Raw genomic sequence first — 20,207 nt, 5'->3', positions numbered from 1 at the left:
GATCTGCGACAAATCGTCGCTGCCTACAGCTTTTTCCTACGAGTAAGTGGCGATAAACCGACATCCGAAAATGCTCGAAACCTGCGCGGGGCAAGGCGCGGTTCGACGTTCGATGGACGTGTTGAATGGGCAAGACGCTCAAGGCCAGGTTTCGGATGAACGTCCATGCCTCGGCCACGACGGCGATTCGCGGTGCCATCTCTGCAGGTTCGGGCTTTTTTCGGGGTGTCTTTATATCACCCGCCGGTCGGCTGCCAACTAACCGATTGGTCGGGTTCCGTGTTGCCTTGTGTTCTTCTCTCGCACTGCCTGGAGCATTTGTGCCATGAGTTCTGCCTCGCTTATAAAGACCCCGCCCGAGAAGGTGACGGTCAACGGTTGGGTGTTCTACACCTCTACCGCGCTGATTCTGTTGTTGACCGCCATTCTGATCATCGCCCCGCAAGAGGCCGGCAGAATGCTGGGAGTGGCTCAGGCCTGGTTGTCCCGCAGCTTCGGCTGGTACTACATGGTGGTGATCGCCGCTTACCTGGTATTTGTGGTGGGCCTGGCGTTTTCCTCCTACGGCAAACTCAAACTGGGCAGCAAGGACGACACCCCTGATTTCAGTTACGGCGCCTGGGCGGGGATGCTGTTCTCGTCGGGTATCGGTATTTCGCTGCTGTACTTCGGCGCCTCCGAGCCGCTGGATCACTACTTCAATCCGCCGGAAGGCGCGTCCGCTACCAACATGGCGGCACGTCAGGCTGTTCAGCTGACCTTCCTGCACTGGGGCCTGCATGGCTGGGCGATCTACGCACTGGTCGGTCTGGCCGTGGCCTATTTTGCTTACCGTCATAACCAGCCGCTGGCTCTGCGTTCGGCGCTGTACCCGCTGGTGGGCGAGCGTTGGGTCAAGGGCGCTGCCGGTCATGCGGTGGACGGTTTCGGCATGTTCGTGACCCTGCTGGGTCTGGTGACCAACCTGGGGATTGGCTCGCTGCAAGTGTCCTCGGGCCTGGAAAACCTGTTCGGCATGGAGCACAGCAACACCAACCTGCTGATCGTGATCATCGTGATGAGCACCGTGGCGACCATCGCTGCCGTGTCCGGTGTGGAAAACGGCATCCGTCGTCTGTCCAACCTCAACATCATTCTGTTCAGCGGCCTGCTGATTTTCGTGCTGCTGTTCGGCCCGACCCTGCACCTGCTCAACGGCTTCGTGCAGAACATCGGCGACTACCTCAACGGCGTGGTCATGAAGACCTTCGACCTGTACGTCTATGAAGGCGACAGTGCCAAGTCCGACCGCTGGCTGGGTCTGTGGACTCTGTTCTACTGGGCCTGGTGGATTTCCTGGGCCCCATTCGTAGGCATGTTCATCGCGCGGATTTCCCGTGGTCGTACCGTGCGTGAGCTGGTGGCCGGCGTGCTGCTGATTCCGCTGGGCTTCACCCTGGCGTGGCTGTCGATCTTCGGTAACTCGGCACTGGATCTGGTGATGAACCACGGTGCGGTGGAACTCGGCAAGACGGCGCTGGAACAGCCGTCGATGGCGATCTATCAGTTGCTGGAACACTACCCGGCGTCGAAAGTCGTCATCGGTGTTTCGATTTTCGTAGGTTTCGTGCTGTTCCTGACCCCGGCCGACTCCGGCGCGGTGATGATGGCCAACCTTTCCTGCAAGGGGGGCACCGTTGACGAAGACGCGCCGCACTGGCTGCGTATCTTCTGGTCGGTCGTAATCACTCTGGTGACCATCGGCCTGCTGTTCGCCGGTAACTTCGAAGCCATGCAGACCATGGTGGTGCTGGCCGGTCTGCCGTTCTCGGTGGTGCTGGTGTGCTTCATGTTCGGCCTGCACAAGGCAATGCGCCAGGACATGCAGATCGAACAGGAGCAAGCGCAACTGGCTGAACGCGGTCGTCGTGGTTTCAGCGAGCGCCTGACTCAACTGGATCTGCAACCGAGTCAGTCGGTGGTGCAACGTTTCATGGACAAACACGTCACCCCGGCGCTGGACGATGCGGCTGCCCAGCTGCGTATTCAGGGTCTGGAAGTGCAGACGCTGCTGGGTAAATCCAAGCGTTGCATGGGCGTGCGCGTCGAGATGGAAGAGGGCAACCCTTTCGTCTACGAAGTGAGCCTGGACGGCTATCTGGCGACCCCGACCGAGTCGGCCCAGTCCGATGAAGCGCGCCAGCGTTACTACCGCGCCGAGGTGTATCTGCACAACGGCAGCCAGGATTACGACCTGATGGGCTTCACACAGGATCAGATCACACGCGATGTGCTCGATCAGTTTGAAAGCCATCGGCAGCTCCTTGGCCGGGTGTATAGCTAAGATCAAAAGCCCCCTCACCCCAACCCTCTCCCTAGGGAGAGGGGAAAGGGAGCAGATAGGGGCTTTTCCAAACCTGAGTTCGACTCGATTTCTCAGGTCGATGTAGCTTTAAAGTGCAACTCCGTAGGTTCCCTCTCCCTCTGGGAGAGGCCTAGGGTGAGGGGCTCTTTTCCCTGACCCAATAAAAAAGGGATCGCTCACCGCGATCCCTTTTTTTCATCCCGTCTTACCCCAGGTTCTTCCCGAGCAGCGCGTGATACAGCTCGCTGTCGCCGAGAATCCCCACCACATGGTTGTTGTCGTGCAGCACGAGTTTGTTGCCGGTCTGGTAACGGATCTGCAACGCGTCACGCATGCCGATGTTCGAGTCCACCAGCGTCGGACGACGATCGAGGCCTTCCACCGCTTGCCCCGGCACCCAGTTCTGCAGGTCAAGTACCGAACCGTTCTTGCGTGCACCCTTGATGGTGTTGCCCTCTGCCAGGTCCAGCCACGAATCGCCACCCGGGTCCAGGCACACCGAACCGTTGATGCGTTTGCAGTTGTCCAGGGTGCGCATCAGGCTGCGACCGCACAGCACGTTCAGCGGATTGGTGTGGGCAACGAAGGTGCGCACGTAGTCGTCCGCAGGATTGAGCACGATCTCTTCCGGCACGCTGTACTGGATGATCCGGCCGTCTTTCATGATCGCGATGCGGCTACCCAGTTTGAGCGCCTCGTCGAGGTCGTGGCTCACGAACACGATGGTCTTGCTCAGCTTGCGTTGCAGTTCCAGCAGTTCATCCTGCAGACCCTGACGGATCAGCGGATCAAGGGCCGAGAAGGGTTCGTCCATCAGCAGAATGTCGGCGTCCATCGCCAGTGCGCGGGCCAGGCCCACACGCTGCTGCATGCCGCCGGACAGCTCGTTGGGTTTCTTGTTGCGCCACTGGGTCAGGCCTACCAGCTCAAGCTTGTCGTCCACCAGTTTGCGGCGTTCTTTTTCGGGACGACCCTGCATTTCCAGACCGAAGCTGATGTTCTCGCGAACGGTCAGCCAAGGCATCAGGGCGAACTTCTGGAACACCATGGCGATGCGCTTGGTGCGCATCATTTTCAGTTCGGCCGGGCTGCAGGAAGCGATGTCGATCTGCTTGCCTTCGTGCTCGACGAACAGCTTGCCGCGGCTCACGGTGTTGAGGCCGTTGATGCAGCGCAGCAGGCTGGATTTGCCGGAGCCGGACAAACCCATCAGTACACAGATTTCACCTTTCTCGATGTCCAGGCTGGCTTTTTCAACGCCGACAATCTGTCCGGTCTTTTTCAGGATCTCGTTGCGGGTCATGCCCTGATCCAGCAGCTTGAGTGCCTCGCGTGGATCCTTGGCGAAGATAACGTCTACGTTATCGAAGCGGATTATGCTCATGCGTCACCCCCTACTTTGGCGTCGGGTTGTTTGCAGATACGGTCGAGCATGATCGCCAGCAGTACGATCGCCAGGCCCGCTTCGAAGCCCAGAGCGATATCAGCAGTGTTCAGTGCGTTGACCACCGGTTTGCCGAGTCCGTCGGCGCCCACCAGTGCCGCGATCACCACCATCGACAGCGACAGCATGATGCACTGGGTGATGCCGGCTGCGATGCTCGGCATGGCGTGGGGCAGTTCGATCCGTGAAAGCAGTTGGCGACGCGAGCAGCCGAAGGCCTTGCCGGCGTCCATCAGTTCTTCCGGGACATCGCGGATGCCCAGGTAGGTCAGGCGGATCGGCGCAGCGATGGCGAACACCACCGTGGAGATCAGGCCCGGAACCACGCCCAGCCCGAAGAGGGTCAGGGTAGGAATGAGGTAAACGAAGGTCGGTACGGTCTGCATCAGATCGAGCACCGGCCTCATCAAAGTGTAGAACATCGGTTTGTGCGCGGCGACGATGCCCAGCGGCACGCCGATGACCACGCAGACCAGGGTCGCGAACATGACCTGGGCGAGGGTTTCCATGGTTTCCTGCCAGTACCCCAGGTTGAGGATCAGCAGAAAGGAGGCGATCACGAAGGCGGTGAGGCCCCATTTGCGTTGAATGAAGTGCGCGAGCAGAGCGATGAGGCCGATCAACACCAGCGGGTTGAACCAGGTCAGCGCAAACGTCACGCCGTGGATCATCGTTTCCAGGGTCACGGCGATTGCGTCGAAGGTGCTGGCGCCGTGTTGCGTCAACCATTCAACGAAGCCCGCGATGTACTGGCCTAAAGGGATTTTCTGATCAATCAGCATGGTAGTGAACGTCCGCATGCAAGGAAATAACAGCCCGGGCGGGACTGACCCGCCCGGCATAAGCGATTACTGCGCGAGCTTGGCTTTCACGGCCTCCAGGCCAGGTTTACCGTCAATGGTGGTCACGCCAGCGAGCCAGGTATCGAGCACCTGTGGATTCTTTTTCAGCCAGGCCTTGGCGGCCGCGTCAGGCTTCATCTTGTCGTCGAGGATGTTGCCCATCAGGGTGCTTTCCATGTCGACGGTGAACTCCAGATTTTTCAGCAACTGACCGACGTTGCTGCATTCCTCGACGTAGCCCTTGCGGGTGTTGGTCGCGACAGTAGCGGCGCCGAAATCCGGGCCGAAGAAGTCGTCGCCGCCGGTCAGGTATTGAATCTTGAAGCGCTTGTTCATCGGGTGCGGTGCCCAGCCGAGGAAGACCACGGCGGTGTCGCGCTTCTGCGCGCGGTCGACCTGCGAGAGCATGCCCGCCTCGGAGGATTCGACGACCTTGAAGCCGGCGTCTTTCAGGCCGAAGGCGTTCTTGTCGATCATGCTCTGGATCAGGCGGTTGCCGTCGTTGCCTGGCTCGATGCCGTAGATCTTGCCGTCGAGCTCTTTCTTGAATTTGGCGATGTCGGCGAAGTCGTGCAGGCCCTTGTCGTACAGCGCCTGCGGCACGGCGAGGGTGTATTTGGCGCCCTTGAGGTTGGTGCGCACGACTTCCACGGTGCCGGCGTCGCGGTAGGCCTTGATGTCGTTTTCCATGGTCGGCATCCAGTTGCCGAGGAACACGTCCATGTTCTTGCCGTCGGCCAGCGACTTGTAGGTCACGGGCACGGAGATCATGGTGGTCTTGGTCTTGTAGCCGAGGGCGTCGAGCACCACGCTGGTGGTCGCGGTTGTTGCGGTGATGTCGGTCCAGCCGACATCGGAGAAGTTAACGGTACTGCACTGCGCCGGTTCTGCGGCTTGAGCCAGTAACGGCAGACTCAGCATGGCGGCCAACAACAACGATGGGGAACCTTTCATGGATGGACTCCTTGGTGTTTTTTTTGGCAGTGTTCCGACTGGACCACCGCACTTATAGGTTGCGGTTGGATGGCGTTCTGGAGACAGCTCTGTCACGGCGCCTTGCAATCGAGTCGATACGATCATGTACCAGTGAAAATCTGACGCCTACAGGGTGCGTCGTATCCAGTACAGGGATGGTCGCATCCAGTGTCGGTGACGTCGTTTACAGCTTTTTTCAGCCCCGTTTGGCCATCTGAACCGCATAAAAACGGCGAAAACACGGGCGAAAACCGGCACGGCGTTCGTGGGCATGAGTGCGTCGGTGTCAGACGCCGGACGACCCGGGAAAAGCCTGATGATGCGGGCATTCCGGCGGATCGCAGCTAGAGCGTAGCAGCTCCGCCAGCGGGCGCTTCACGCCCCGGACCGGCACTCTCAGGAGCTCTGCATCAATGGCTATCAGCGTTTTCGACCTGTTCAAAATCGGCATTGGTCCCTCCAGTTCTCACACCGTCGGGCCGATGCGCGCCGCGGCGCTGTTCGTCGAGTCGTTGCGCGACAAATTCCTGCTGGAGCAAGTGCGCCGGGTCGAAGTGCAACTGTTCGGTTCGCTGTCGGCCACCGGTGTCGGTCACGGCAGCGACAACGCGGTGATCATGGGCCTGATGGGCGAGTGGCCGGACGCGATCGACCCGTCGCAGATCGGCCCGCGGATCCAGGCCCTGCGTGAAACCCACACCCTTTTGCTCGATGGTCGTTTGTCGGTGCCTTTTATATGGGCCCGCGACATGCGCCTGATCGACGAGAACCTGCCATTCCATCCCAACGCCATGACCCTGGTCGCCGAAGGCGATCACGGCGAGATTCATCGCGACACCTACTATTCGGTCGGCGGCGGTTTTGTCGTCGATGAGGCGCAGGCGTCCAGCGGTGTGGTGGATCTGGATCGCACCGAATTGCCTTATGACTTTTCCAGCGCGGTCGAACTGCTGGAGTTGTGCAAGCAGAACAACCTGCGCGTCGCCGAGCTGATGATGGCCAACGAGAAAGTCTGGCGCAGCGAAGAGGAAATCCGCGCCGGGCTGATGAAGCTCTGGCGGGCGATGCAGGATTGCGTCGAGCAGGGTCTGAGGCACGAAGGCATTCTGCCCGGCGGACTCAACGTGCGCCGGCGTGCGGCGAAACTGCACCGCAGTCTGCAGGAACTGAACAAGCCCAATGTGATCGGCTCGACCCTCAGCGCCATGGAGTGGGTCAACCTGTTTGCCCTGGCGGTAAATGAAGAAAACGCTGCCGGCGGGCGCATGGTCACGGCGCCGACCAACGGCGCGGCCGGGATCATTCCGGCGGTGCTGCACTACTTCATGAAATTCAGCGAAGCGGTGACCGACGCCAACGTGGTCGACTATTTCCTTGGTGCGGCGGCCGTGGGGATTCTGTGCAAGAAGAACGCCTCGATCTCCGGCGCCGAAGTCGGTTGCCAGGGGGAGGTCGGTTCGGCCTGCGCAATGGCAGCAGCGGGGCTGGCGGAAATCCTCGGCGCGAGCCCGGAGCAATTGTGCAACGCAGCGGAAATCGGTCTGGAGCACAACCTCGGTCTGACCTGCGATCCGGTCGGTGGCCTGGTCCAGGTACCGTGTATCGAGCGCAACGCGATTGCGGCGGTGAAGGCGATCAACGCGGCGCAGATGGCCTTGCGCGGCGATGGCCAGCACTTTATCTCGCTGGATCGGGTGATTCGTACCATGCGAGATACCGGTGCCGACATGCATGACAAATATAAAGAGACTTCGCGCGGCGGGTTGGCGGTCAGCGCGGTTGAGTGCTGATTTCCCGATAGCACCAGACCAGTCAAAACTGCGCACCAAGTGAGCATCGACAATAAAACGCGCCACCTTTTGGCGCGTCGCAATCAGATAAGAGTCTTTCCCACGTACAGCGCCTGATTCACAGGTGCTACCGTCCGTCACCTGTGCCAGCGGTGACACTGTAGGACAATCCGCCGCAGCCCTGTTCCCACAAGTGCTACCGATCTGCTCACGCACGCCGGGGCAGGGCTTTCACCGCCGCTGATGGCACTTCGAATCAGCTCTCATCGGAGCGCTTGTGTAGACGCGTCGCGACGTCGTTTTCAGGAGTTATTGAACGGCCATTCAATTTTAGGCATGGCAATTGCTCTGTCATAACAAAGCCCGTCTCACGCAAGAGAACGATGGCAATAACAAGAGCCTCCGCCTGAGGCCATCACCCGCTTTGTGTGAGGAGATACCGCGATGACGTCGTTCAACTCCGGGGCTCAACCCCAGAACCGTGCGCCTCAATCCATCGGCTTTCTGCTGCTGGACAATTTCACGCTGATTTCCCTGGCTTCCGCAGTCGAACCGCTGCGCATGGCCAACCAGTTGTCCGGTCGCGAGCTGTATCGCTGGACGACCCTCACCGTCGACGGTGGTCAGGTCTGGGCCAGTGACGGTCTGCAGATCACTCCCGACGCCTCCATGCACAAAGCCCCGGCCCTCGACACCATCATCGTGTGCGGCGGGATCGGTATTCAACGCACCGTTACCCGTGAACATGTCTCGTGGCTGCAAAGCCAGGCGCGCCAGTCCCGTCGCCTCGGTGCCGTGTGCACCGGCAGTTGGGCCCTGGCCTGCGCCGGCCTGCTCGATGGCTTCGATTGCAGCGTGCACTGGGAATGTCTGGCGGCAATGCAGGAAGCTTTCCCTCGCGTGGCGATGAGCACCCGTCTGTTCACCCTCGACCGCAACCGTTTCACCAGCTCCGGGGGCACCGCGCCGCTGGACATGATGCTGCACCTGATCAGCCGCGATCACGGCCGTGAACTGTCCGCCGCGATCTCCGAGATGTTTGTCTACGAACGCATCCGCAACGAGCAGGATCACCAGCGTGTGCCGCTCAAGCACATGCTCGGCACCAACCAGCCGAAGCTGCAGGAAATCGTCGCGCTGATGGAAGCCAACCTGGAAGAGCCGATCGACCTCGACGAACTGGCGGTGTACGTCGCCGTGTCCCGTCGCCAGCTCGAGCGCCTGTTCCAGAAATACCTGCATTGCTCGCCGTCGCGCTACTACCTCAAGCTGCGCCTGATCCGTGCCCGGCAACTGCTCAAACAGACGCCGATGTCGATCATCGAAGTGGCGTCGGTCTGCGGCTTCGTGTCGACGCCGCACTTCTCCAAGTGCTACCGCGAATATTTCGGCATTCCACCGCGTGACGAGCGCGTCGGTTCCAACACCACCCAGCAGGTGGCGATGCTGCCGCTGCCGCAGGCCATCGTGATGTCGCCGCTGTCCGGGCCGATGTCGGCGCTGAGCCAGGCGCGCAACGAGTCGACCTTCGCCAGCGTGCGTCTCTAAAACGAAAGATCGCAGCCTGCGACAGCGCCTTCAGGAAAGGCACTGTCGCAGGCTGCGATCTTTTTTTCGGTCAGATGTCAGGCGCGGGTTTGCTGATACTGCGCCAGGGCCGGCAGCAACTGCTTGTCGATGGCTTCGCGCACGGTCGGCTGAATGCTCGCGCTGCTGGTGTACATCTGCTTGACCATGGTGCGCAGCGTGTTGGCCCGCACATCGTCCAGACCCCGCACCGCGCACTCGCAGGCCTGCAGGGCAGTTGAGCCCGACGGCACTTCGAATCCCAACGACTTGAGCTGGCCCAACAGGTCTTCCTGATCGATCAAATCGGCATACATCATGACGCGAATCCTTCTTCGGCAACGGAGGTCGTGACTCGATTCTGGTAGGCCTGCACAGGCACGGCAAGGGCGATTTGTCGCAGTGGCCGCGACGGCTATGAACAGGTCGTTTTCGGCTAACTCGTGTTACCGGGGAGTGGGCACACTGGCCTCAGCTCGCTTCACGAAGGTTTGGTCACCCTCGGCACAGCAGCTCCTCAACAGTACCCTCGCCCCGATCCTGTCACGGCTTGTATCGGGGTTTTTTTTGCCTGTGTGTCAGGTAAATCGAGGTGCATTCATCGCCAGCAGGCTGGCTCCCACATTGAAATGCGCTCTTTGTGGGAGCCAGCCTGCTGGCGATGAACGATGACGCGGTTTAGCGTTGCAACACCAGAATCCGCGACAGCAACTCATCCCGATCGATGTAGCAGCCTTGAAAGTGCCGGGCCCCGGTGGACGGGTCGAACGCATTGCGCGCATGCAGGGTGCGGCGGTTGTCGAAGCACCACAACTCGCCCGGATTGAGCCGCTGCATCAGCCGGAAACGTGGTTCGCGGGTCATGGCGATGAAGCGCCGGTAAGCGCGATACAGCAGGGGCATTTGCGCCACTGACGTGTCGAACGCGCCGCGCAGAAAATTGGCCATGCGGATTTCCGCAACCCGGCCCAAGGCATCCAGAGCGATGATCGGCGCGAGGCAGCGATAGTCGCTGTGGCGGTCCTTGTTGCGAAACTCCACCGGGATCTCGCACAGCGCCTGAAACGACGCGGGATCCTCCTGGCGCAACGCTTCGGCAATCGCAAAACCGTCGACGAAAATGCTCTCGCCACCCTCCGCGTCGTTCACCAGGCAATGTAGAAATTGCAGCCCCGGTTGCAGCTCGCGGGTCGGCAGATCCGTGTGCAATGGCAGGTTGAAAGCGGTGTAGGCATTACTGTCGGCATCGGCCTTGGATTGCACGTTGAACAGCACGCCGAAGTTGCTCTCGCGGATGAACGAAATGCGCTGGGCGATCAGCTTCAGCGAGCCGGGTTCGGTGGGTACGCCGCGCACTTGAGTCAGGCCGATGTCGCGCACTGCCAGCAACCATTGCAGCAGTGCGGCGTTGTCGTTCATCAGGGCTGCATAGTCGAACACCGGCAACTGCAAATCGCTGCGCCACAGGAAGGGTTTCGGCCTGGCGGCGAAGCGTTCGGCGCGGGATTCGTCGTCGTAGGCGTGGGCCCGCAGCCAGCCTGCATCGAAGCGGCTGAGGTGGCCGTCCTGCCAGTCGATACGCAGGCAGCCATCGGTGTCGATATGCGCGGCGGAGGGCGACAGATCCTGCGCCGCATCGACGATCTCGAACACTTGCTCGCGGGTGACGCTGTAGACGCAGTGCGGACACGGACAGTTGTCGCGTAGCCACACGTGGTGGAACGGGCTGACACGCCCGTCGGCCCATTCAATCAAGACGCGATCCGCCAGGCTCTGCACGCCGTTCAGCGCGCTGATCAACGGATAGGTACGGAAATCGGCAACAGCAGCGGCGGTTTGCATGGCGGCTCCTTGCGATGGATGGATTTACCGGGCTGGGGGCAGGGCGATGACCCGGCCGATGTAAGCCGGGGTGGGCAGGTCGGCCTGCTCGGCGACGATGGCTTGCAGACGGCCCAGGGTGTCCGGGGTGAACGGTGCGGAACGTGGCCCGGCGAGGTCGACGTGCAGCAGCATCTGTTCGTTCCCGGCCAGTTCCTTGTCGCCGCCGGCCAGGTGCAGGCTGTGATAGAGGTGCAGGCGTTTCTGGTCGTGACCGATGATCTGCGTGCGCACTTCGACTTCGGCGTCGAGCTTCACTTCGTGCAGGTAGTTGAGGTGCAGTTCGAGGGTGAACAACGAGTGACCGCTGGCTTCGCGGTTGTTGCTGTCCATGCCGAGGCGATCCATCAGGGCGTCGGTGGCGTAGCTGAAAATCAGCAGATAGAAGGCGTCGCGCAGGTGGCCGTTGTAATCGACCCAGTCGGGGATGATGCGGGTTTGGTAGGTGGTGAGGGTGGGCATGTTTATCTCCAGGCACGATCGTTCCCACGCTCTGCGTGGGAACGATCAATATGCGATCACTCGCTGAAACTCATCCCGTGCTTTTCTTTGGTGGTCTTCACCGCCTCAAGCACCGCCAGCAAGCAATCATCACGATAGCGCTCCAGCGCCGAAATACTGTGTCGGCCCAGTTGATCGCTGGTGCCATCCACCACATCGTCGATCAACTTGTCGGTCAGTTCCGGTGCCGGCAGGTACGTCCACGGCAACTGCAACGCCGGGCCGAACTGCGACATGAAGTGACGCATGCCGGCATCGCCACCGGCCAGGGTGTAAGTCAAGAACGTGCCCATGAACGACCAGCGCAGACCGGCACCAAAGCGGATCGCATCATCGATCTCTCCGGTGGTCGCCACACCGTCGTTGACCAGGTGCAGCGCCTCGCGCCACAGCGCTTCGAGCAGGCGGTCGGCGATGAAGCCCGGCACTTCCTTGCGCACATGCAGCGGGCGCATGCCGAGGGATTCGTAGACTTTCATCGCCGCTTGAACCGCTTCCGGCGCGGTGTTCTTGCCGCCCACCACTTCCACCAGCGGCAGCAGGTAAACCGGGTTGAACGGGTGACCGACCACGCAACGTTCCGGATGGGTCGAGCTCTCGTAGAACTCGCTTGGCAACAGGCCTGAAGTGCTGGAACCGATCAGGGCATTGGGCTTGGCCGCTGCGCTGATCTTGCTGTGCAGCTCCAGTTTCAGTTCGAGGCGTTCCGGGGCGCTTTCCTGGATGAAGTCCGCATCGCGCACGCACTCTTCAATGGTCGCGACAAACCGCAAGCGATCTTGCGAAGCACCCGGCGCCAGACCGTTTTTCTCCAGCGCGCCCCAGGCATTGGCCACGCGTTTGCGCAGCGCCGCTTCGGCACCCGGCGCCGGGTCCCAGGCCACCACGTCGAGGCCATGGGCGAGGGCGCGGGCGACCCAGCCGCTGCCGATGACGCCGCTGCCCAGTGCTGCGAAGGTTTTGATTTCGGTGATAAAACTCATGGTGATTTCCTAGGAAAATTCGGTGATTCCCTGTGGGAGCGGGCTTGCTCGCGAATGCGGCGGCACTGCTGATGAAGATGCTTCGGATGTACCAGCCTCTTCGCGAGCAGGCTCGCTCCCACAGGGGTAAATAGGTGATTGTTTAGCCGCGCTGGGTCAGGCCCATCTTCTTGCGGCCTTCAGCCGGGGTCAGCACGCGGGCGCCGAGGCGGCTGAGGATTTCGCTGGCGCGTTCGACCAGTTGGCCATTGGTCGCCAGCACGCCTTTGTCCAGCCACAGGTTGTCTTCCAGACCGACCCGCACGTTGCCGCCGAGCAGCACCGCTTGCGCGGCCATCGGCATCTGCATCCGTCCGATGCCGAACCCGGCCCACACCGCATCGGCGGGCAGGTTGTCGACCATGGCTTTCATGGTGGTGGTGTCCGCCGGGGCGCCCCACGGGATGCCCAGGCACAGCTGGAACAGCGGATTGTCGAGCAGGCCTTCCTTGATCATCTGTTTGGCGAACCACAGGTGACCGGTGTCGAAAATCTCCAGCTCCGCCTTCACGCCCAGCTCGGTGATGCGCTTGGCACCAGCCCGCAGTTGGGCCGGGGTGGAGACGTAAATGGTGTCGCCGTCGCCGAAGTTCAGGGTGCCGCAATCCAGCGTGCAGATTTCCGGCAGCAGTTCTTCTACGTGGGCCAGACGGGTCAGCGGGCCGACCAGATCGGTGTTCGGACCGAACTCCATCGGGTTCTCGCCCGGGCCGATTTCCAGGTCGCCACCCATGCCGGCGGTGAGGTTGACGATGATGTCGACGTCGGCTTCGCGGATACGCTCCATGACTTCGCGGTACAGCGCCACGTCGCGGCTGAACTTGCCGGTCTGCGGGTCACGGACGTGGCAGTGCACGACCGTGGCGCCGGCCTTGGCCGCTTCCACGGCGGCTGCGGCGATTTGCTTTGGAGTGACCGGCACGTGAGGGCTCTTGGCGGTCGTGTCGCCAGCACCGGTGAGTGCGCAGGTGATGATGACGTCGTGGTTCATGGTGCGTTTTCCTTCAGGCGTGATGGGTCTGTTCGCAGCCCGTGGCGGGCTGCGAAGGGGGCGTTCGTTGCGGTTTATTTGCTGGTGAGCTGGAGGTTTTCAGCCGCCGGTTTGCCATCGAAAGTGGTAACGCCTTCGAGCCAGCGCTGTTTGTCCTGCGGGTGATCTTTGAGCCATTGTTTGGCCGATTCGAAAGCGTCCTTGTGATCGAGCAGCGGCTGCATCATCCGGCTCTCGTCTTCGGCGGTGAATGTCAGGTTGCTCAGCAGGCGACTGACGTTCGGGCATTGTTCGGCGTATTTCGGCGCGGTGACGGTCCATACGGTGGCCATGCCTTCGTTCGGGCCGAGGGCGTCGTCGCTGCCGGTCAGATAGGTCATCTGCACGTTGACGTTCATCGGGTGCGGCGCCCAGCCGAAGAACACCACGGCTTCCTTGCGGCGCACGGCGCGATCGACGGCGGCGAGCATGCCGGCCTCGCTGGATTCCACGAGCTGGAACTTGCCGAGGCCGAACTGGTTCTTGGCGATCATCGCCTTGATCTGAGTGTTGGCCCCCGAGCCTGGCTCGATGCCGTAGATCTTGCCGCCCAGTTCTTTCTCGAACTTGGCGATGTCGGCGAAGGTTTTCAGACCCTTGTCCGCCAGATAGGTCGGCACGGCGAGGGTGGCGCGGGCGTCCTTGAGGCTCGGTGCCTGGAGGACTTTGACCTGATTGGCGTCGACGAACGGGGTGATGGTCTGGGTCATCAGCGGGTTCCAGTAGCCGAGGAACAGGTCCAGACGCTGGTCGCGGATGCCGGCGAAGACGATTTGCTGGGAGGCGCTGGTCTGTTTGGTGCTGTAGCCGAGGCCGTCGAGCAGAACCTGGGCCATGGCGCTGGTGGCGATCACGTCGGTCCAGTTCACCACGCCCATGCGCACGTTCTGACACGATGCGGAATCGGCCGCCATGACACTGGCGCTTAAAAACGCGGTACCACTGAGTGCGAGAACACAGCTGCTGATCAGTCGTTTCATGTCGGGTTCCTCGGCAGGTCGTTATTGTGGGTTCCGGCATCTGTCGTGCCGGTGATGCCAAATTACGCAGCTATGCCCCCGCAAAAACGCACTGCGGCGACCAGCTCTTGCACTGCAGCGACCTGTGCTCTTGAATGCCGCCGACAACTGGCGTATCAACGTTGCACGCTACCCGCTAACCGAGTGCGCGCCATGTCCCAGGATTTCTACTTTCTGTTGATGCCGGGTTTTTCCGCCATCGGTTTCATCTCTGCGATCGAACCGCTGCGGGTGGCCAACCGCTTTCGCGGCGAGCTGTACCGCTGGCACGTCTTGAGCGCCGATGGTGGAGCGGTGCTGGCGAGTAATGGAATGTCGGTCAACGCCGATGCGGCGCTGGAACCGCTGAAGAAAGGGGCGACGCTGCTGGTGATCGCCGGGTTCGAACCGCTGAAGTTCGCTACCCCGGCGCTGGAGCACTGGCTGCGACGGCTGGACAACGAAGGCGTGACCCTCGGCGCTATCGACACCGGCAGTTTCGTCCTCGCCGAAGCCGGTCTGCTCGATGGTCATCGCCTGACTCTGCACTGGGAGGCCATCGACGCCTTCAAGGAATCTTATCCACAGCTCAGCGTCACCCAGGAGCTGTTCGAGATCGACCGTCGGCGCATCACGTCTGCCGGCGGCACTGCTTCCATCGACTTGATGCTCGACCTGATCGCCCAGGCCCACGGCCCGCAACTGGCGATCCAGGTCAGCGAGCAGTTCGTATTGGGGCGAATTCGTCCGCGCAAAGACCACCAGCGGATGGAAGTCGCCACGCGCTACGGCATCAGCAACAAGAAGCTGGTGCATGTGATTGGCGAGATGGAGCAACACAGCGAACCACCGCTGACCACGCTGGAACTGGCGGAATCGATCAAGGTGACGCGGCGGCAACTGGAGCGTTTGTTCCGGCTGCATCTGAATGACACGCCGAGCAATTTCTATCTGCGCTTAAGGCTGGAAAAGGCCCGGCAGCTGTTGCGCCAGACCGACATGAGCGTGCTCGAAGTGAGCATCGCCTGCGGGTTTGAATCACCGTCGTATTTCACCCGCAGCTACCGGGCGAAGTTTGCCCGGTGTCCGCGGGAGGACCGGCGACGGGAGACCGTTTGACGGACGATTATAGTTAATTATACTTTCAGGTATAAATTACAGTCGTTTGAATAATTGAGTGTAAAACCATGTCCAGAAACAATGGCTTCGTTTTTCGCCGCCCCGCTCTGGCCCGCAGCGTTGCCGATGGTCTGGTGGGTGCAGGTCTGCAGGATTTCACCTCCGGCCTTTTTCTGGCAGCGCCGCGTCGCACGGGCAAAAGTACCTTTTTGCGCGAGGACCTGATTCCGGAATGCCAGGCCCGTGGCTGGCTGACGGTTTATGTCGACCTGTGGGCCGACAAGGAAAAAGACCCTGCTGACTTGATCGCCAGTGCCATTGCAGGCGCGTTGGTCCCCTTTGAAAAGGGCATCCGCAAACTGGCGAAGAATATCGGCATCGAAAAACTCAGCTTTCTGCGCACCTTGTCCTGGGATTTCACCAAGCCGCAACTGCCGGCCGGCGCGACCCTGACACAAGCGCTGGAACTGCTCCACAGTGCCGCGGAAAAATCCGTAGTGCTGGTAATCGATGAGGCCCAGCACGCACTCACCACCGCCGCAGGCATCAACGCGATGTTTGCCCTGAAGGCAGCGCGGGATCAGCTCAACCAGGGACGTGAAGGTGAGGGCAGCGGTTTGCACCTGGTGTTCACCGGTTCCAATCGCGACAAACTCGCGCACCTGGTGCTGGGCAAGAGCCAACCGTTCTTCGGCTCCAGCATCACGCCCTTTCCATTGCTGGGGAAAGAGTTCACCCAGGCGTACACCTTGCACCTCAACGCCCATCTGGCCGAGACCAATCAGTTCAGCGCTGCCGATATCGATGAGGCCTTCGAGTTGGTGGGGCGGCGCCCGGAAATGTTGCGCACCATCATTGGTGAAGTGGCACTGGAACTGGGCGAGGCCAGCAATCTGGGGCAGCTGCTGCACAGCCGAGCCGAATTGTTGCGCGCAGGCGTGTGGACCGAGTTCGAGAGCGCCTGGAACGCTCTGACCATCCCTCAGCGCGCCGTGCTGGAGGTGATGGTGGAGCGCTCACAGAACAACGAGCCTTTTGCTCCGTTCACTGACAGCACGCTCATGGCAGTCGGCAAGGCACTGGAGAACATGGGCAGCGACGTGGTGCCGGGCACCCAGACCATTCAGGCCTGCATCGATGCCCTGCGCGACAAGGAGCTGGTGTGGAAGTCGAGCCGTGGAGGCTACGCACTGGAGGACAAGTCCTTCGGTGACTGGCTGAGCGCGCGCAAGGCGCGCTAGTTATTTCTTCACCAATGCCGAGCACGCAGCCTTGTAGGCTTCATGCTGATACTTGTTCAGCGTGCCCGGCAGTTCGAAGTTGTGCTTCTTGGCCTGGGCGTTGATCGTCTGCGGCGACAGCAGCGTCACCTCGCAACCGTCCAGCAGCTGAAACACACCCTCGATCTTGAACGTGGTCGGCCCACCGGCAAACTCGCCCTTCTTGCTGCGCTTCTTGATCGCGATGCGATCAATCGAGTTCTCGCGCACGAACGACGCCACCTGAGCCGCGAACAGCTTCACGTTGGCCGCCTCGTCGTCATCCTCCAAAGCGATTTTTTTGGTGCTCAGCGCCACATGGCTCAGCACCGAACCGTCGAGGGACGCCACGGCGATGATCGCTTCACTGCCTTTGATTTCGATACCGCAGATGTTCATGTGAATCCCTTGATTGGCTGAAGAGGTGCAGCTTACAGCTCAAGCTGGTTGGCGGTGATGCCAAATGCCGCTGCAATCTTCTCGCGAGTGGCCTTGCGCGGCTTTGCAACGGTTTCCTGTTGGGCAAAAGCCGGCTGCGAAATACCCATGCGTTTCGCCACTTCTTCCTGGGTCAGGTTGAGATGTTCGCGCCAGGCCCTGATCGGAGTTGCCCCGTCGACAATGCGACTGACCACCTCATGGGGAATCAGGTCAGGCTCCATTTTCTGCGCCACATATTGCGCATACGGAATGACTACGAAAGCGGGTTTACCCTCGGAATCATTGATGATTTGGATGTCAGTAAGTGCGTTCATCGCGTTTTTTTACCTCTTGAATACTGACCACTTTGATCGCGCCATCCCAGTCGAACATGACTCGGTAATTACCGACACGCAGCCGATAAGCGTAGTCATGACCAACCAGTGCTTTCACATTGCCCACATCAGGCATGTCAGCAAGCACCGTGATGGCATCTCTGACCTGACACTGATGAGCGGAATGCAATTTCAGGAGTTGCTTAACGGCCTTTCGAGTCCAGTGGATGCTGTTCATGGCAGAATATAAGTCTTTTATAAGATTTGCGAATCTTTGCTTATATTTTTCAGGTGGCCAATAAACAACATTTGACGGCATGTTGCGCGCAAAGCCTCTAGAACAGCGGCTTCGGACAGGTGATGTGGGGCAGATCTGAACGTTTTGTGGGAAAAGGTTCTTTTGCATCAGAAAGCTGAAAAATACTTCCAGCTTTCTTCAGTCAATAATCGATTACTCCTGCCCAATCGACTCCAAAAACTCCGACCGCTCGTCACTCATCCGCGCCACGCAATCGTTCTGCGCAATCTTGAATGCCTTGCTGCCGTCCGTCGCCGGGAAGGCTTCGACGGCGCAGTCGGCGTCGCGGGTTTTCAGCCATTGTTGCTGGGCGGCCTTGATTTTGGCGGTGATGTCGGCCAGTTGCGCCGGGTTCTTGCCGTAGGTCGTCTGCATGCGCTCGTTCAGGCTGGCGTAGTTGTCCTTGAGCAGGTCCTCGGCGGTGGTGCGGCTGTAGGCCGAGCATTCCAGCGTCTGGATGTCGTTTTCCACCGCGTCGCACGGGTTGTTGTCGGACTCTTCGGCGGCGTGTACGCCGGTCGCAATCAGTGCCAGGGCCAGGAAGATCGATTTCATGGTTGTCGCCGCTCTAATCCAGTGGTGTATCCAAGATGCGCAAGATTCTGGCTCAAGCTCGCGGGCTTGAACAGGTGGCTGGTCGGACCGGTTGGCGACCCTTTGTCGCGGATTGACGCTTTCGGCAATTCCCCTGTCGTTTTTGCACCCGGCTGGTCGCGCACCGAGGCATATGCTGGCCCCAAAGCGCCGGCAGACGATTCGGCGCATGAATCGCCAATAAGGGGACGCCTGATGAGCCCAGCCGAATTACACGCCGACAGCATCGTTATCGACGGTCTGATCATTGCCAAATGGAACCGCGAGCTGTTCGAAGACATGCGCAAGGGCGGTCTGACGGCGGCCAACTGCACTGTGTCGGTGTGGGAGGGCTTTCAGGCCACGGTCAACAACATCGCCGCCAGCCAGAAACTGATCCGCGAGAACAGTGACCTGGTGATCCCCGTACGCACCACTGCCGACATCCGCAAGGCCAAGGAGCAGGGCAAGACCGGCATCCTCTTCGGCTTCCAGAACGCCCACGCGTTTGAAGACCAGATCGGTTACGTCGAAGTGTTCAAGCAGCTCGGCGTCGGCATCGTGCAGATGTGCTACAACACCCAGAACCTGGTGGGCACCGGTTGCTACGAACGTGACGGCGGTCTGTCGGGCTTCGGTCGCGAGATCGTCGCCGAGATGAACCGTGTCGGCGTCATGTGCGACCTGTCCCACGTCGGCTCCAAGACTTCCGAAGAAGTCATCCTCGAATCGAAAAAACCGGTCTGCTATTCCCACTGCCTGCCATCGGGGCTGAAAGAACACCCGCGCAACAAGTCCGACGAAGAGCTGAAGTTCATCGCTGACCATGGCGGTTTCGTCGGCGTGACCATGTTCGCGCCGTTCCTGGCCAAGGGCATCGATTCGACCATCGACGACTACGCCGAAGCCATCGAATACACCATGAACATCGTCGGCGAAGACGCCATCGGCATCGGCACCGACTTCACCCAGGGTCACGGTCAGGACTTCTTCGAATACCTGACCCACGACAAGGGCTACGCCCGCCGTCTGACCAACTTCGGCAAGATCATCAACCCGCTGGGCATCCGCACCGTCGGCGAGTTCCCGAACCTGACCGAAACCCTGCTCAAGCGCGGCCACTCCGAGCGCGTCGTGCGCAAGATCATGGGTGAAAACTGGGTGAACGTCCTCAAGGACGTCTGGGGCGAGTAAGCCGCTTCTCTGAATACTTTCCCCCGGCCGTCCGCGCCGGGGGCAACACCAAAATTTTTCTGGAGTTAAGTTTCCATGGCCAAGATCGCCCCGCAATTGCCAATCGAAGTCGACAGCGAGACCGGTGTCTGGACCTCCGACGCCCTGCCGATGCTGTACGTGCCGCGGCATTTCTTCGTCAACAACCACATGGGCATCGAGGAAGTGCTGGGCGCCGACGCCTATGCCGAAATCCTCTACAAGGCCGGCTACAAGTCCGCCTGGCACTGGTGTGAAAAAGAAGCCGAGTGCCATGGCCTGGAAGGCGTAGCGGTGTTCGAACACTACATGAAGCGTCTGTCGCAGCGCGGCTGGGGCCTGTTCAAGATCCAGGACATCGACCTCGACAAAGGCACTGCCAGCGTCAAGCTCGAACACTCCGCATTCGTCTACGTCTACGGCAAGGTCGGGCGCAAGGTCGACTACATGTTCACCGGCTGGTTTGCCGGGGCCATGGATCAGATCCTCGCCGCTCGCGGCAGCAAGATCCGCACCGTGGCCGAGCAGGTCTACGGTGGCTCCGAAGAAGGCCACGACGACGGCCTGTTCACCGTCAAGCCGTTGTAAGTCGAGGAAC

General features: G+C 60.4%; 20 protein-coding genes. 7 read left to right on the top strand and 13 right to left on the bottom strand.

The window, feature by feature from the left end; all coding sequences use genetic code 11:
- The first annotated feature begins 382 nt into the window (after nt 1-382).
- A complete protein-coding gene (locus C6Y56_RS26575) occupies nt 383-2,323 on the top strand; it encodes a BCCT family transporter (RefSeq protein ID WP_249314456.1) in 1,941 nt (646 codons plus the stop codon).
- Between the two features lie 226 nt (nt 2,324-2,549).
- Here the strand turns inward: C6Y56_RS26575 and choV are convergent, their stop codons facing one another.
- From choV to C6Y56_RS26560, 3 genes are all read right to left on the bottom strand, one after another.
- Nucleotides 2,550-3,728 (bottom strand): choline ABC transporter ATP-binding protein, encoded by a 1,179-nt coding sequence (choV, locus tag C6Y56_RS26570; RefSeq protein ID WP_085709138.1) that lies wholly within the window; start codon nt 3,726-3,728, stop codon nt 2,550-2,552.
- Complete coding sequence (gene choW / locus C6Y56_RS26565; RefSeq protein WP_085709139.1) at nt 3,725-4,570, bottom strand: choline ABC transporter permease subunit; 846 nt, start codon at nt 4,568-4,570, stop codon at nt 3,725-3,727. Before choW ends, choV begins: the two co-directional genes overlap by 4 nt.
- Nucleotides 4,571-4,636: 66 nt before the next feature.
- Nucleotides 4,637-5,584 carry a choline ABC transporter substrate-binding protein gene (locus tag C6Y56_RS26560; protein WP_169432241.1) on the bottom strand — a complete coding sequence of 316 codons (948 nt, stop codon included), beginning with the start codon at nt 5,582-5,584 and terminating at the stop codon, nt 4,637-4,639.
- 434 nt (nt 5,585-6,018) lie between these two features.
- On the opposite strand from C6Y56_RS26560, the gene C6Y56_RS26555 reads away from it, so the two are divergent.
- Together C6Y56_RS26555 and C6Y56_RS26550 are read left to right on the top strand one after the other, a co-directional pair.
- Nucleotides 6,019-7,395 carry an L-serine ammonia-lyase gene (locus C6Y56_RS26555; RefSeq protein ID WP_169432240.1) on the top strand — a complete coding sequence of 459 codons (1,377 nt, stop codon included), beginning with the start codon at nt 6,019-6,021 and terminating at the stop codon, nt 7,393-7,395.
- Nucleotides 7,396-7,839: 444 nt separating this feature from the next.
- Nucleotides 7,840-8,943: a GlxA family transcriptional regulator gene (locus C6Y56_RS26550; protein WP_065260190.1), complete on the top strand. Its 1,104-nt coding sequence runs from the start codon at nt 7,840-7,842 to the stop codon at nt 8,941-8,943.
- A gap of 77 nt (nt 8,944-9,020) precedes the next feature.
- Here the strand turns inward: C6Y56_RS26550 and C6Y56_RS26545 are convergent, their stop codons facing one another.
- The 6 genes from C6Y56_RS26545 to choX form a co-directional block, all read right to left on the bottom strand.
- Complete coding sequence (locus C6Y56_RS26545) at nt 9,021-9,281, bottom strand: hypothetical protein (protein WP_169432239.1); 261 nt, start codon at nt 9,279-9,281, stop codon at nt 9,021-9,023.
- Between the two features lie 358 nt (nt 9,282-9,639).
- Entirely contained in the window at nt 9,640-10,803 is a 1,164-nt protein-coding gene (locus C6Y56_RS26540) for a gamma-butyrobetaine dioxygenase (RefSeq protein ID WP_169432238.1), read from the bottom strand.
- A 24-nt stretch (nt 10,804-10,827) separates the two neighbouring features.
- Nucleotides 10,828-11,304, bottom strand: coding sequence for a thioesterase family protein (locus tag C6Y56_RS26535; protein ID WP_169432237.1), 477 nt, complete (start codon nt 11,302-11,304; stop codon nt 10,828-10,830).
- A gap of 56 nt (nt 11,305-11,360) precedes the next feature.
- Complete coding sequence (locus C6Y56_RS26530) at nt 11,361-12,326, bottom strand: L-carnitine dehydrogenase (protein ID WP_007959763.1); 966 nt, start codon at nt 12,324-12,326, stop codon at nt 11,361-11,363.
- Between the two features lie 142 nt (nt 12,327-12,468).
- A complete protein-coding gene (locus C6Y56_RS26525) occupies nt 12,469-13,356 on the bottom strand; it encodes a 3-keto-5-aminohexanoate cleavage protein (protein WP_011336296.1) in 888 nt (295 codons plus the stop codon).
- Nucleotides 13,357-13,430: 74 nt separating this feature from the next.
- The gene (choX, locus tag C6Y56_RS26520; RefSeq protein WP_169432236.1) at nt 13,431-14,375 is read right to left on the bottom strand and encodes a choline ABC transporter substrate-binding protein; all 945 of its coding nucleotides are present in this window, start codon (nt 14,373-14,375) and stop codon (nt 13,431-13,433) included.
- A 192-nt stretch (nt 14,376-14,567) separates the two neighbouring features.
- On the opposite strand from choX, the gene C6Y56_RS26515 reads away from it, so the two are divergent.
- A complete protein-coding gene (locus tag C6Y56_RS26515; protein WP_169432235.1) occupies nt 14,568-15,512 on the top strand; it encodes a GlxA family transcriptional regulator in 945 nt (314 codons plus the stop codon).
- Nucleotides 15,513-15,580: 68 nt separating this feature from the next.
- Nucleotides 15,581-16,753, top strand: coding sequence for a hypothetical protein (locus tag C6Y56_RS26510; RefSeq protein WP_169432234.1), 1,173 nt, complete (start codon nt 15,581-15,583; stop codon nt 16,751-16,753).
- Here C6Y56_RS26510 and C6Y56_RS26505 read toward each other — a convergent pair whose 3' ends face one another.
- The 4 genes from C6Y56_RS26505 to C6Y56_RS26490 form a co-directional block, all read right to left on the bottom strand.
- Complete coding sequence (locus C6Y56_RS26505; protein ID WP_169432233.1) at nt 16,754-17,170, bottom strand: DUF3010 family protein; 417 nt, start codon at nt 17,168-17,170, stop codon at nt 16,754-16,756.
- Nucleotides 17,171-17,202: 32 nt separating this feature from the next.
- Nucleotides 17,203-17,526, bottom strand: a complete 324-nt coding sequence (locus tag C6Y56_RS26500) for a helix-turn-helix domain-containing protein (protein ID WP_169432232.1) — start codon at nt 17,524-17,526, stop codon at nt 17,203-17,205.
- Nucleotides 17,510-17,764 carry a type II toxin-antitoxin system RelE family toxin gene (locus C6Y56_RS26495; protein WP_169432231.1) on the bottom strand — a complete coding sequence of 85 codons (255 nt, stop codon included), beginning with the start codon at nt 17,762-17,764 and terminating at the stop codon, nt 17,510-17,512. Before C6Y56_RS26495 ends, C6Y56_RS26500 begins: the two co-directional genes overlap by 17 nt.
- 213 nt (nt 17,765-17,977) lie before the next feature.
- Entirely contained in the window at nt 17,978-18,379 is a 402-nt protein-coding gene (locus C6Y56_RS26490; RefSeq protein ID WP_169432230.1) for a lysozyme inhibitor LprI family protein, read from the bottom strand.
- 234 nt (nt 18,380-18,613) lie between these two features.
- Here C6Y56_RS26490 and C6Y56_RS26485 point away from each other — a divergent pair, with 234 nt between their 5' ends.
- Both C6Y56_RS26485 and C6Y56_RS26480 read left to right on the top strand, forming a co-directional pair.
- Nucleotides 18,614-19,591 (top strand): dipeptidase, encoded by a 978-nt coding sequence (locus C6Y56_RS26485; RefSeq protein WP_007959776.1) that lies wholly within the window; start codon nt 18,614-18,616, stop codon nt 19,589-19,591.
- Nucleotides 19,592-19,666: 75 nt separating this feature from the next.
- The gene (locus tag C6Y56_RS26480) at nt 19,667-20,197 is read left to right on the top strand and encodes a DUF5943 domain-containing protein (RefSeq protein ID WP_007926354.1); all 531 of its coding nucleotides are present in this window, start codon (nt 19,667-19,669) and stop codon (nt 20,195-20,197) included.
- Nucleotides 20,198-20,207 lie beyond the last annotated feature (10 nt).

This window comes from Pseudomonas fluorescens (assembly GCF_012974785.1).
Lineage (GTDB): Bacteria > Pseudomonadota > Gammaproteobacteria > Pseudomonadales > Pseudomonadaceae > Aquipseudomonas > Aquipseudomonas fluorescens_BT.
Note: the sequence above shows the minus strand (reverse complement) of the source record. Positions and strands in the feature narration are given on the sequence as shown.